The 13534-nt window shown below is 30.4% G+C and carries 13 protein-coding genes; 8 read left to right on the top strand and 5 right to left on the bottom strand.

All coding sequences use genetic code 11. From position 1 onward, the window contains the following. Nucleotides 1-120: 120 nt before the first annotated feature. Genes ATE90_RS04850 through ATE90_RS04830 form a run of 5 tightly spaced genes read right to left on the bottom strand, consistent with a single transcriptional unit; the run spans nucleotide 121 to nucleotide 4125 of the window. A complete protein-coding gene (locus ATE90_RS04850; protein WP_036786687.1) occupies nucleotides 121-690 on the bottom strand; it encodes a phosphatase PAP2 family protein in 570 nt (189 codons plus the stop codon). Next, the gene (locus ATE90_RS04845; RefSeq protein ID WP_036786689.1) at nucleotides 683-1840 is read right to left on the bottom strand and encodes a peptidylprolyl isomerase; all 1158 of its coding nucleotides are present in this window, start codon (nucleotides 1838-1840) and stop codon (nucleotides 683-685) included. Before ATE90_RS04845 ends, ATE90_RS04850 begins: the two co-directional genes overlap by 8 nt. Then, the gene (locus ATE90_RS04840) at nucleotides 1841-2569 is read right to left on the bottom strand and encodes an FKBP-type peptidyl-prolyl cis-trans isomerase (RefSeq protein WP_036786691.1); all 729 of its coding nucleotides are present in this window, start codon (nucleotides 2567-2569) and stop codon (nucleotides 1841-1843) included. Nucleotides 2570-2573: 4 nt separating this feature from the next. After that, nucleotides 2574-3107, bottom strand: a complete 534-nt coding sequence (gene gldI / locus ATE90_RS04835) for a gliding motility-associated peptidyl-prolyl isomerase GldI (protein WP_101450971.1) — start codon at nucleotides 3105-3107, stop codon at nucleotides 2574-2576. After that, nucleotides 3097-4125 (bottom strand): DHH family phosphoesterase, encoded by a 1029-nt coding sequence (locus tag ATE90_RS04830; protein ID WP_036786696.1) that lies wholly within the window; start codon nucleotides 4123-4125, stop codon nucleotides 3097-3099. The genes gldI and ATE90_RS04830 overlap by 11 nt, the downstream gene beginning before the upstream one ends. Before the next feature lie 121 nt (nucleotides 4126-4246). Between ATE90_RS04830 and ATE90_RS04825 the strand changes: the two genes are divergently transcribed. The 8 genes from ATE90_RS04825 (at nucleotide 4247) to ATE90_RS04790 (ending at nucleotide 13502) form a co-directional block, all read left to right on the top strand. After that, on the top strand, nucleotides 4247-4666 hold the full coding sequence (locus ATE90_RS04825; RefSeq protein ID WP_036786698.1) for a nucleoside-diphosphate kinase: 420 nt from the start codon (nucleotides 4247-4249) through the stop codon (nucleotides 4664-4666). Between the two features lie 436 nt (nucleotides 4667-5102). Further along, the gene (locus tag ATE90_RS04820; RefSeq protein ID WP_101450969.1) at nucleotides 5103-7469 is read left to right on the top strand and encodes an McrB family protein; all 2367 of its coding nucleotides are present in this window, start codon (nucleotides 5103-5105) and stop codon (nucleotides 7467-7469) included. Continuing rightward, on the top strand, nucleotides 7462-8745 hold the full coding sequence (locus ATE90_RS04815; protein ID WP_101450967.1) for an McrC family protein: 1284 nt from the start codon (nucleotides 7462-7464) through the stop codon (nucleotides 8743-8745). Before ATE90_RS04820 ends, ATE90_RS04815 begins: the two co-directional genes overlap by 8 nt. A 102-nt stretch (nucleotides 8746-8847) precedes the next feature. Then, a complete protein-coding gene (locus ATE90_RS04810) occupies nucleotides 8848-9774 on the top strand; it encodes a hypothetical protein (RefSeq protein WP_143741104.1) in 927 nt (308 codons plus the stop codon). A gap of 254 nt (nucleotides 9775-10028) precedes the next feature. After that, nucleotides 10029-10385 (top strand): hypothetical protein, encoded by a 357-nt coding sequence (locus ATE90_RS04805; protein WP_254712295.1) that lies wholly within the window; start codon nucleotides 10029-10031, stop codon nucleotides 10383-10385. A 336-nt stretch (nucleotides 10386-10721) separates the two neighbouring features. Beyond that, nucleotides 10722-11420, top strand: a complete 699-nt coding sequence (locus ATE90_RS04800; protein WP_180335159.1) for a DUF6090 family protein — start codon at nucleotides 10722-10724, stop codon at nucleotides 11418-11420. Nucleotides 11421-11583: 163 nt separating this feature from the next. Beyond that, entirely contained in the window at nucleotides 11584-12744 is a 1161-nt protein-coding gene (locus tag ATE90_RS04795) for a YaaC family protein (RefSeq protein ID WP_101450961.1), read from the top strand. A gap of 218 nt (nucleotides 12745-12962) precedes the next feature. Further along, the gene (locus ATE90_RS04790; RefSeq protein WP_101450959.1) at nucleotides 12963-13502 is read left to right on the top strand and encodes a Crp/Fnr family transcriptional regulator; all 540 of its coding nucleotides are present in this window, start codon (nucleotides 12963-12965) and stop codon (nucleotides 13500-13502) included. The last annotated feature ends 32 nt before the right edge of the window (nucleotides 13503-13534 follow it).

Raw genomic sequence — 13534 nt, 5'->3', positions numbered from 1 at the left:
ATTGAAAATTATCCATTTTAAGTTTAAAAAAAATCAATCTACTATTTCTAAAAAGATAAAATTTGGTTATTTTACGGTTACTTTTTTTTACAGCGTATTTATACTTTCAATAATAAAAAGTTAAACAAAAAGTTTTTTTTCAACTTTCTTAAAAAGGAAAAAATACATATTTGCTAGCAAAATACCTGTTACTATTCCTAAAGAAATATCAATAGGGAAATGCACGCCTAAATACAATCTACTGTACGCAAAAATTAATGGAAAAAATAAAATTAAATAAATAAATTTGTATTTTTCTCTTAATAAAAAGATGACAAATACTGAGAAAAAAGTGGATGTTGTTGCATGACCAGAAATAAAACTAAAACTTTGAGGCCTTTTTAATATACTTAATAAATGCTGTATTTCGGGATCATTATTAGGTCTTAATCTTGCTGTGGAATTCTTGATTAGGTTCACAAATTGATCAGAAAAAGCAACTAATACAATCAATGCTAGAATAACAAAACCTCCTTTTTTCCAACCAAAAGATTTTATAACCAGATAAAAAATTAAAAGGAACAATGGCGTCCAATTAAATTGGTTGGTAATTAGCAACCAAAATGAATCCCATTGTTCACTTCCTAAGTTATTTAAGAAAACAAGTAATTCTTTGTCTTTTTGTATAATGGAGTCAAATAAATTATTCACCAATTTCTAATATTTCTACTTCAAAAACTAAATCAGATTTTGCAGGAAAAGGTCCATATTTAGCCTCTCCAAAACCTATATAATATGGTATAAACAACCTTGCTTTTTCGCCTACTCTTAAAGTAGCAGCGCCTTCTTTAAAACCAGTAATCATCGGTTTTTCTGCATCATCTAACTGAAATACAAATGGATTTCCTGAATCTAGAGTAGATTGAATTTTTGTACCATCGGCAATGTACAATGTAAAGTGAGCTTTTATAGGTTTATTTGTCACTACTTTTTTTCCTGACGGATTGCTTGTTAACTTTAAAATTCGCAAACCAGAAGCTGTTTTAATTGCTTTTGATTCATTCATTTTCGCTAAAAAAGTCGTTCTATTTTCTAAGTATTTCGAAAAACGTTCTTCATCTGCATCTTTCGCTTTCTTATTTCTTTCTTTTTTACCTTCAGCATATCTAATGAACTCATTGTCAAAAACTTCAGCAGCTTTAAAAGCATTAGCTCTAGCGCCTAATCTAATTATTTTTACAGTATTAATGGTGTCAAATTGTTGAATACTGTTTACAACAGACATCCGAAGAGAGTCTATAGATTTCTTAAGTTTTAAAGAATCTTTAATTTGTAGTTTTAAAGCATTTAATTGCAAAATGTTAATAACCGTTTTACCAAAAACAGTATGCTTACCATCTAAATGCGGTATTGCTCTGTGTGTAATAAAAAACTGACTTCCATTACTTTCTGGACCTCCATTTGCCATAGATAACATTCCTGCATCACCATGAATGTGCAATAATTTCCCGTTTACATCCTTGGTAAATTCATCGCCAAATCTATAACCAGCAGTTCCTCTTCCTGTTTCTGTTGGATCTCCTCCTTGAATTATAAAATTATTAACAACTCTATGAAAACGAATACCGTCAAAGTATTTTTTTCCTTGTATAGAATCCGTAACTTTAGTATTGGTTCCTTCTGCTAAGGACACAAAATTGGCAACAGTCATTGGGGCATCTTCTGCATATAACTCCAACAAAACATCACCTTTATTGGTTTGTATTTCTGCATAAAGACCTTCCTTTAGACCATTATATTTAGCTGGTGTACAACCAACTACAAGGATTACAATTATAAAGCTGTAAATATATATTTTCATTTATTTTTTAATTATATCCAATAGCTCTACTTCAAAAACAATCGCTGCAAACGGCTTAATTATTCCTGGTCTTGGTGTTGCTCCATAAGCCAATTCTTGAGGAATAAATAACTTGTACTTAGCGCCTTTATTCATTAATAATAATCCTTCTGTAAACCCTTTGATAAACTGATTTGCATTAGAATCATAAGGTTGTTTCTTATCAACAGAACTGTCAAAAACGGTGCCATCTATTAAAGTTCCATGATAATGAATTTTAAGTTTTGAGGTAGCTATAGGGTTTTCTCCCTTTCCTTCTTTTAATACTTTATATTGTAAACCACTCGCTGTAGTAATAACACCTTCTTTCGTTTTATTGATTGCTAAGAATTCTTCACTTGCTTTTTTAACATCTGCAAATTTTGATTCTGCATCCTTCGCTGCTTTTTCTTGAGCTGCTTGTCTTTTTTTAATTTGCTGCTTCTGGAAAAAGTCTCTTAAAAAAATATTTAAATCTTTTGGCGTCATTAATAAATTCGTAGAATCCATTCCATTTCTATAGCCTTGTAAAAATAAATCTGTGCTGGATTCCTCCAAATTTGCCTTTACTTTAATCGCCATATCCATTCCTAAAGCATAACTCGCTGAATCTAATCCTGTTTCTAAAGATTTAACATCTGCTTTATAATTTCCACATGAAGACATTGATGCTACTGCTGTTATAATTACTAAACCTTTTAGTATTCTCATTTTTCTATTTATTTATATTAATTAAAGTTACTTTACTCTTTATTGATTGATTGATTCCTATTTTGTTTCCATCTCCAGCAATACCAAAAGCGCTGTAAGAAGGAATTACAAATGTAACGGTTTCTCCTATTTTCATCAACTTTATTCCTTTTTGTAATCCAGAAATAAAATCTTCTTTATCAATGATATATTTTTTAATTCCTAAATCTTCTTTACTATACAAAACTGAATTATTCAAATCTGTAATATTGTAAGCAATTATTACCTCATTACCTTTTTCAGGAGTAGGTAAATTTTCTTTTACTCTATGAATGTATGTATACCAAAATCCATTTGAAGATTGCAAATATACTTTACTAGAATCTTTTTTTATAATTTGAAGTATTTTATTGTCTTCAATTTTATTTAAAGCTAAAGCTTTGTTTATAGTTTCTTTATATAATGTTGTTGATGGTTTTGGATTGATTGGTTTTCTTGGTTCAATTTTAGAACACGAGAAACAACATAACAGCAAAACAAATAAATAACTAATCTTCATAAGCTGTTTCTAAATCAGATTGATATTCTGATAATAAACTTGTAAAATTTGTAATAGTTTCTTGCATTGACTCTTCAGATTTTCCGCCAGCAGCATTATCATGTCCACCGCCACTAAAATGGTTTCTTGAAAATTTATTTACAGAGAAATCACCTTTAGAACGGAAAGAAATTTTGATAATCCCTTGTTCTTTATCTTCAATAAATATTGCTGCAAAAATAATCCCTTTTAAAGAAAGTGCATAATTTACAACACCCTCCGTATCTCCTTTTTGAAAATCGAAACGATTTTTCTCTTCGTTCGTTAATGTTATGTATGCTGTTTTATAAGAGGGTAAAATTTGCAAATTACTAAGTGCCTGACCTAATAGCAACAATCTATTGTATGAATTTGCATCATATACATTGTTATGAATTCTGTCATTTTCAGCTCCTTTGTCAATTAAATCAGCAATAACTCTATGCGTTCTGCTGGTCGTAGATCTGAATCTAAACGAACCTGTATCTGTCATGATACCGGTATACAAGCAAGTTGCAATATCGACATCAATAAAATCTAAGTCATTATTCATTTCAATAAACTGATATACCATTTGGCAAGTTGAACAAATTTCAACATCAGAATACATATATTTCATATCATCCGGTTGCTGATGATGATCTATCATTGCAAAATCATTTGGATACGCTTCTAATATTTTTTGCATATCATGACCAACTCTGTGTAGCGCATTAAAATCTAAAAGAAAAATTAAATCAGAATTATCAATTACTCTTTTAGATTGAGAATTTTGCCAATCAAAACGATAGGTATTTTCAGAACCAGGCAACCAATGTAAAAATTCTGGGTATTCATTAGGCACCACAACTGTACAGTTATGTCCTTTTTTAGCTAAATAGTGCTTTAATGCTAAGGTAGAACCCATAGCATCTCCGTCTGGATTTCTATGCCCAACTACAACTATATTTCTTGGTTTTTCTAGAAAGCGCTTTAACTCGTCAAATCCTTTTAAAATCATAATTCGCGAATATACAATTTAATTAAAAAATTTATGTAATTTCGCGCCGAATTTGTGAAACGCTTAACAATTAGTTTTACAATATTAAATATTAATCATAAAGTAATTAAAAGTCAATAGAATGGCAACAAATAGAACATTTACAATGCTTAAACCAGATGCTGTAGAAAACGGACATACTGGTGCTATATTAGAAAAAATGAACGCTGCAGGATTTAGAATTGTGGCTTTAAAGAAAACTCAAATGACAAAATCTGACGCTGAAACTTTTTATGCTGTGCATAATGAGCGTCCGTTTTTTGGAGAATTAGTTGAGTTCATGACAAGAGGGCCAATTGTTGCTGCAATCTTAGAAAAAGAAAATGCCGTGGAAGATTTTAGAACTTTAATAGGTGCTACAAATCCTGCTGATGCTGCTGAAGGAACTATTAGAAAATTATATGCAACTTCTATGGGAGAAAATGCTGTACATGGTTCTGATTCTGATGAAAATGCCACGATTGAAGCAAACTTTCACTTTTCTGGAAGAGAGCAGTTTTAATTTATATTAAAGCGCTTCATCATAAAATTTAAGAAATTTAGATTCCAAAAATATATTGGTTAAAAACTCACAATAAAAATTGTGAGTTTTTTTTTGCTTAATAAAAATATAATCTAACATTTAGAGTTGAAAATATTTAAATTCTAAGCTTGAAGTTTTTTTTTGCTACAAAAAAAATTTATCTTCAAGGCAATAAGCGCCTCCCCAGAAACAGGGAAGAAAAAATCTCATCAATTATAGGGATTGACTTGTTTCAGATTTTTTTTTTATTTTTACCAAAAAGAGATTGTGATTATAAATAAAATAGTAGATAAAAAATTATAGACGCCTTGCCAATAAAATCTATAAAAGTTCCTGTTATCCGGAAACAGAAACCTATAAACAGGAGGTTTATTCTCCATATAACGAGTTGGCACCAATTTGAAAAAAACCTTGAATGATTCCAGATAATATAACAAAAGAACATATAGAAAAAGCCATCGAAGAAATCGATAGGGAAGGAGTTAGAAAAGGCCGACATTCTTCAACTTATGATTTAATTCATGATGGTAAATCATATCCGCCAAAGCTGATTATTTCAATTGCAAATAGATTTGCAAATAGTGTAGAACTTGACTCTGCTCATTTTGCAGGTGGAAAAGGTACTCCTGCATTTCAGTTACTCGAAAAGGAAGGTTACAAAATAATTGAAAAAAGTGACTCTTATCCTTATCAAATCATTAAGGAATACATTGGTGAACTAAAGTCTAATAGAGTAAAAGCGGCAAATTCGATTATAAAAATAATTGAACACGAAAGGTTTGAAGAAAATATTCAAAAGATAGATCAGTACTTTTTCAACACCAAATTAAGAGACATAGGTGCCTCTAATTATAAAGATGTAATTTCCTTTCTTTTGAATAAACACAAAATTCAATCTGGCAATTACAATGATTTTAATATTTGGAGTGCTTCGAAATCATATTTACAGAAAACCAATCCAAGTCTAATTAAACGTCATGAAGAACTAAACAATATATTAGGTTTTCCGGACAACGGTAATGGCATTTACAAATCTTTTTTAGGCCAAAAAAATTTAATTCAATTTATAACTAAAAAATTCAGCAATAATAGAAACTCCATTTATAATTCACTTCGTAAAAAAATGGAAGATGCTGGCTTCCAATTTGAAAAAGAGCAAGTACCACAAAGACAAAAGAGGAAAGAAACAGAATTAAAATTTATACACCCCTTACTTATTGCTAAGCTTAATGAAAATAATTTAAAAGTTAATGCCAAGAAATTTTATTTAAAACCGTTATCTGACGAACCTGATTGTGAAATCGGTCTTGTAACAGGCAAAACATCTCCTCTATTATCGGATGATTTTTTCATAAAGCCAAATACAATTGACACTTACAATGACAATCTTGCTTGGGCAAACATTGGAACCGATTTTACACTTGATAATTTTTTAAATACAATAAAGAGCTTCCTTAATAAATCAAAAACTAATATGAAACTTACCTTAAATACGATTCTATATGGACCTCCTGGAACAGGAAAGACATATAGACTGAAAAATGAATTTTTTGATAGGTTTACAGATGAAAGTGCCAATCAAACAGAAGAAGAATATTTGCAAGATTTGGTGAGTTCTTATAGTTGGTGGGAAGTAATAGCAGCTTCATTATATGATTTGAAAACAGCAAAAGTCCCAAATATTTCAGAACATCCTATTTTAAAAGCTAAAGTAGCTGTTTCATCAAATAAAAATGTAAGAGCTACTCTTTGGGGTACCCTTCAAGCTCATACCATTCAAGAATGTGAACATGTTAATTATACAAACAGACAAGCTCCATTAATATTTAATAAAAATGGTAATTCAGACTGGGAGGTTATTGAAGAAAATTTAGAGGCAGAAGCTCCTGAAATTATTGAATTAGTTGCAAATTATAAAGATTTTCAGCCTGTTACTACAAAGAAGAAAAGATATGTATTTACAACATTTCACCAATCATTTAGCTATGAAGATTTCATTGAAGGCATAAAACCAATTGTTTATGAAGATGAACAAAATCCAGAAAAAGGCAAGCAGATAATTTATGATATAAAACCTGGCTTATTTAAGAGTATAGTCAAAGAAGCTAATGAAGACAGAGGCAATGATTATGCGATTTTTATTGATGAAATAAACAGAGGGAATATTGCTAACATATTCGGAGAACTAATTACGCTTATAGAAGATGACAAACGAATAGATACAGATAATTATATACCTGCTAAACTTCCATATTCAAATGAAGATTTTGGAGTGCCACCAAACCTTTACATAATTGGTACAATGAACACAGCAGATAGAAGTGTTGAGGCTTTAGATACTGCTCTTAGAAGAAGGTTCTCGTTTATTGAAATGAATCCAGAACCAGCTAAATTAAGTTCTGAAGAGTTTAAGTGTGCGGGTATTGATTTAGAGGCTCTATTAAACGCCATAAATGCTCGAATAGAGAAATTACTTGATAAAGATTATTGCATTGGTCACTCCTATTTCATGACTATTAAAAATCGTCAATCACCGCTTGAAGAAATCAAGAATATTTTTCAGAATAAAATTCTTCCTCTATTACAAGAATACTTTTATGGTGACTGGGGCAAAATACTCTTGGTTATTGGGGAGGAATTTGTAGAAACTAAGGAAAATACAATCAAGTTCCTTTCTACAGATAGTTATGAGGACTTTGAAGAATATGACGAAAAACCTATTTACAATTTCACAAAACCATCTAGTTGGTCAATAGAATCTTTCAAGTCTATTTATGAGTAGTTCCAAAAACATATTGCAAGTTTTTGAACATCATACTTTGAAGGTTGATGAAGCAACCCCTTTTAAAATGGTTCATTTTAACGCTCTCGAAAAGTATGGCTACAAGACAAAGGAAAAATTCTTTTCAGTAGGTAATAAGCGAATCAAGTTCAATAATTATGTTGGCGTTCTTCAAGTTAAAAACCTTACAATTGAAATACTGCCCAAAGCGGATAATAACGGAGAAGACAAAGCTTCAAAAGACAAATGTCATAATGCACTAATTACAATGCTAAAAGAGTGCAAGTTGATAAAGCTTAATACAATCTCTAATGCTAAACTAAAACTAAAATCGGCATCTATTTTAGACTTGTACTATGACCTGTTTTTATCTGAAACCGAAACGATTTTCAAACACGGCTTAAGAAAAAACTATAGATCTATTGAAGAAAACCTTAATAAGGTAAAGGGCAAAATTCTCTTCACAAATCACATTCGTAAAAATGCTTTTCATAAGGAGCGGTTCTTTGTTGAGCATAAAATATTTGATGCTGACAATAATCTAAATCAAATACTGCTAAAGGCTTTACTTGTTCTAAAAACAATAGCACATAACCCAAATCATAATATTAGGATTAACAAACTACTCTTAAACTTTGAGGATGTTTCGGAAGAAAATATCACTGAAAAATGGTTTAAAAAAATAAAATTCGATAGAAACACCGAGAGATATAGACAAGCAATAACTTTAGCCAAGCTTATTATTTTAAGATACTCTCCAGATTTAAAAGGTGGAAATGAAAACGTATTAGCAATTATGTTTGACATGAATATGCTCTACGAAAACTATGTCTATCGTAAATTAAAGACTTTACAAAATGATTCAGCTAATCCAATTCTTAAAGTCAAGGAGCAAAATAGGACCCCTTTTTGGGAGACTAGAGGTTTAAGGGCAGATATCGTTGTAGAAACCGCAGATAAAAGGCTCGTAATAGATACAAAATGGAAAGTGTTGAAAGATAATAAACCATCAGATGCCGACCTCAAGCAAATGTTTGTTTACAACCTGCATTATGATACAGACTTGAGTATTTTGCTATATCCTAAAACAACTATAGAATCTGCTGTAAAGAAGCCATTTAAAGATGAGAAATTTAAAGCTTTAAGTTGTCAAGTAGCTTTTACTGACCTTTTCAATGATGAAGGAAAACTAGAGAAAGATTTAGGGAAAAGGATTTATAATGAATTATTAAAAAAAGAAATAAAAACTGGTGCCAACAATGTGTATAGTGCATAGCACCCTACGGGATGCTACGACACCATACACTGACCGTTGTACAGCATTTAAAAATGACCTTATTTATTACTTTAAAATAAACTAAATCAAATAATTAACACAATGAAAAAACTACTGCTAATATTACTTTTCTTTCCAATGGTCGGTTTTGGACAATACTCCTCTTATTACGGAACTGTAGATGTTAATGCAAATGTTAACGTGAATAAAAATGTTAATGTAAATTCTAATATCAATAAAACAGTTAGAACTATCGATTATGGAGCTCTTGCAGCTGCTAATGCCACAAGAGAAAGAAATAGAATTGAGAATTTAAAAATGGAAAATCTAAAAGATAAAGAGGCAATTATTGCTATTGCATCAGACCCATCAAAAGCATTTGATTATGGTAAGGATAATAATTGGGTAGCTACGGCTTCCCATTTTAAAAAGAAAAAATCAGATACAAGAGGGTATAGAAAGTTTACGTATTATCATAAAATTCCACATAAATCTCTATTTAGTAGGATTAATAATGGATATAATTATCAAAACCTAAGTGATGATGGCATAGAAACCATTTTAGAAATGGGTGATATTAGAAAAACAGAATATGTTTTAGAAGAAACAAAATTATTCCGTGAATTTGGTGGTGATAGAAAGAGATTAGTAAATATCTTAATTGAGGCTAATGAGAATAGTTTAGAAGAAGCTCTTAAATTTAATGACATTGTTGTTGGCGAGGTTTATGATTTAAAAGATGAATTTGGAATTTCTGGCTTTATTCACAAAAAAGACCTTAATAAAGCAACTGTTTTTGGCTTAGAAGGTTTCGTTGCAACAATTATTTCGGAAGATGATTATGAATATAAAATTACGGATTTCTACTATGCGATTAACAGAAATGGAGAAATTATTGCTGATACAAAAGCTATATTTTCTGGAGATAAGGATGAAATCTCTTTTGAAGATTTAGAAGGTAGGAGATATTATTTTAGAAAACTTTTTAAAAGAACTATTGGTTCAGCTCAATACAAAGATGCCAAATAGCTGATTTCTTACTTGTCTATATATAAAATTAATGAGTATTTATTATTAAAATGTATCCTAATTATTAATAAAACGCTGTACAACACCGTATATAATTTATTGCTAGTTCTAGCCTACTTACGAAAATCCTCGCGGATTTTCTATTCGGTTTTTATTTGCTAAATTAGGTGCTTAAACCACGCAACAAACCATACACCAAACGTTGGCAAACATTTAAACCGAACTGAAAAACCAACAATAACAACTGAATGAAAATGAATAAAATTTTAAAAACACTATTGACTTGGTTACCTTCTATAATTATAACATTGTTTTTTGTTCCAAACGCTTTGGATAAAATTCTTAACTCAAGTCAAACGGATAAAATTGTAGCTAATAGCAGTATAATGATTGCTACTGGAGTATTTCTTTTAGTTTCAACGGGAATGTTCTTGTACAATAAAACAATACTAATCGGAACTTCTCTTTTAGCTCTTTATATGACTTTTATAGTATTTATTCATATGTATAAAGGAAAACCTTACGAAGTGGCGATTTTAATTGTAATGGCAACAATATTTGCTTCATACATAAGAAAACCACAACTATTTCATCCGAAACAAGAAGTGTAGATTTATGAATAATTGGTTTGTATTGAAAACTGAAAAGCTGAATGAAATCGGAATTGAAAAGTCAATGACTGACTGATAAAAAATGGAAATAAAAAACGATTTGCCAACAATGTATAACCGCAATTACGGCGGATTCGACTACGTCCGAATCCACTCGGAATTGCTACCGTCGGTCTCTGCCGAAAGATTGTTTAACTTTAAGCCGTAACTGACGGTTATACGAACCCGTTGTGCTTCATTATTCCTCACTCAATCGGAATTAAATAAATATACTAACTTTCGGGAAACAACTAACCAATGATTAAATTCTATAGAAAAATCAGACAAAACTTACTAATGGAAAATAAAACAGGAAAGTATTTTAAATATGCAATAGGTGAAATTATTCTTGTTGTTATAGGAATTCTCATTGCATTACAGATTAATAATTGGAATGAAAACAGAAAAAAAGAAACTCTAAAAAACGAATACAAAACAGCCTTAATTAATGATTACACAAAAGATACAATTCAAATTAATGCTCGTCTTTTAAGAAACAATCTCAGAATTGAAAGGATTAACTCAATTGGTGATAGTATCGAAAATGGGCATTTTAATAATCTAGAAAGTTATTATAAACTCTATAATAATGAATTTGTTGGAATTAGAGTCACCAATGTTTACAATACCAATAGTTTTAATTTACTCATATCTAGTGGAAAAATAGATTTGTTCGATAAAGACCTAAGAAAAGAACTTATGGAATTAAATCGACTTCAAACAACTGAAAAAACTGTACAAAATGGCAATAAAGGTCTCCTCTTGGACTATATGCTAAACCTTGGAAGTAAATATCCAACCATTGGAAATCCTTTAGATAATAATGCTACACACCAACTCTTGTGGAAAAATGTAAAAGTAAATGATTTACCAAAAGATTTAGTGAACCATTTGATACAAGAACGTTACACCATTTCAAGGTATATAGAACTAACAGACAATGTATTGCAACAAACCGAATTGGTTTTAAATCTTTTATCTTCTAACAGCAAATAACGAAAGCACAACAACGTGTATAGCCAATTGCTTGGTTATCGCCTACTTGAAAATTCCTTCGGAATTTCCTCTGGTTCATTTTTGTTTACTAACTTAGTCCTAGCCAACGCAACTGAACCATACACGAACACGTTGGGCATAATTTAAGAACAAAGAGAATTGAATGGCGAAAAAGATAAACTTAAAACCCTTAAGAGAAGGAATTAAAAAAAATAAAGATGGACTTAAAGGGATATCTGAAAGTTTAAAACCTGTTAAGCCAAGACCTGAAATAACTAATGGAACAAAATCTATTAATATTAAAAGAGCTTTAATTAAGCCTGATTGTTCAAGTAAAACTGTTTTAACAGATTCAACATGGAATTACGTTGATATATTTTTAAGACAACAAAAAACAGAAAAAGCAAAAGAAGCATTGTTTTATTGGGAACAATCAAAAAATTTCTATCAAGCAACAACATCTCTATCACTTGTTTCAAAACCTCTAACAACTTATTACTGTTTTCTAAATGCAACTAAAGCATTGTTGACATATAAAGAACATAATTTCAACTTAAAACACGGAGTGAGTGGAAAAAGAATTGACAACGGTCGTATAAAACTTCAAAATGAAATAATTTCATTAAAACCTAAAGGTGTATTATCTGGTTTATGTGAATATTTAGGAAAGCCTGTTAAGGCTGATGAACCTATATATAGTCTTAAAGATATTCTCTATAACTTACCTTTTATACATAGAGCATTTCAGTTGACATTTGATAATAAAACTAATTATGGAGAACTGTATATACCTATTCAAAAATCAAGATTTGTTTACGATAAGCATAGAAAAAAGGGTTGGTTTGAAGCTGAACTTGAAAAAGAACATTCTAACAAATCTATTTTAAGTTGTTTAGTAGGTTTTGGAGTTGACAAAAAATATACAAACCAAGATTATTATGTGATTAGAAGAAACAAAACCTTTAAGTGGGATACCTATAGAAATAAACCTAATAAAGAAAGTTTAAATTCATTTGAAAATTATTATTTTAATATTAGAAATAAGCTAAGATATATCTATAGTGCAAATGACTTATGGTATATAAAAAGAACTGACTTAAAAAATCATATAATTGATAGAAATACAGTTGTTCTAATACTTGCAGGAATGCATAGATTAAGTGAATTATCAAGATACCAGCCTCAAACTTTAGAAAAGCATTTAGAAAGTGACCATAGTTGGTTATTAATTGAATTTATAAACAAATCTCTTTTACAGTTTATAGACAACATATCTTCTGAAATAACTGGGAAAGATTTTAGAGTAACAGGATTTAGAACATAAAAAAACTATGCCCAACACTGTATATAGCAAATAGGGCGTTCATAGGTTTAAGGAAGTTCAGTGCTATTTACAAACACCGCCAAATCGTTGATTTGGCTTTTAAAATGAATAAGATAAAAACAAAATACAACGTTTTGGCTCAGTACAAACTTGAAAGTTTATCGCTTTCTGCTGCCCTACTTGCCATATACTAACCGTTGTAAGCAATTAATAGTAACATGAGTGAATTAGAAAAAATCCTAAATATCGAAGCTGACTCCAACCTTAAGCACTTTAAAAAAGGTGAATTCATTCAACAACCGAACCAGCTAAAAGCCAATGCAGTCTTCGTTAAAAAGGGACTTATTAGAAGTTACATTATTGACAGCACTGGAAAAGAACACATTTATATGTTCGCCTCTGAAGGATGGATTACAGGAGATATTGATGCGGTAGAATTTAATGAGCCTACTACGTTATACATCGATTGCCTAGAGGATTCCGAGGTAGTATTATTAAAGAGTGACCACCTAAAAGAAGCGGATCTTTCAAAAGACAAATTACTGCAAAACATGAAGAAGATGTCTCGAAACCTTGGAAAGATGCAACGCAGGATACTCATGCTTATTGGTTCACCCGCTGTTGACCGTTATAATTATTTTTTAGAAACATATCCAGAGCTACCTAATAGAGTTCCTCAAAAAATGATTGCTTCCTACTTAGGTATTATGCCACAAACACTTAGTACAATTCGTAGCAAAATCGCAAAAGGAGAATAATTTCATTTCTTCATCTATGTGAATGTACAGGG

The organism is Polaribacter sp. Hel1_33_96 (genome assembly GCF_002846595.1).
Taxonomy (GTDB): domain Bacteria; phylum Bacteroidota; class Bacteroidia; order Flavobacteriales; family Flavobacteriaceae; genus Polaribacter.
The sequence above is the reverse complement of the archived record's forward strand: the minus strand, read 5'-3'. Positions and strand labels throughout refer to the sequence as shown.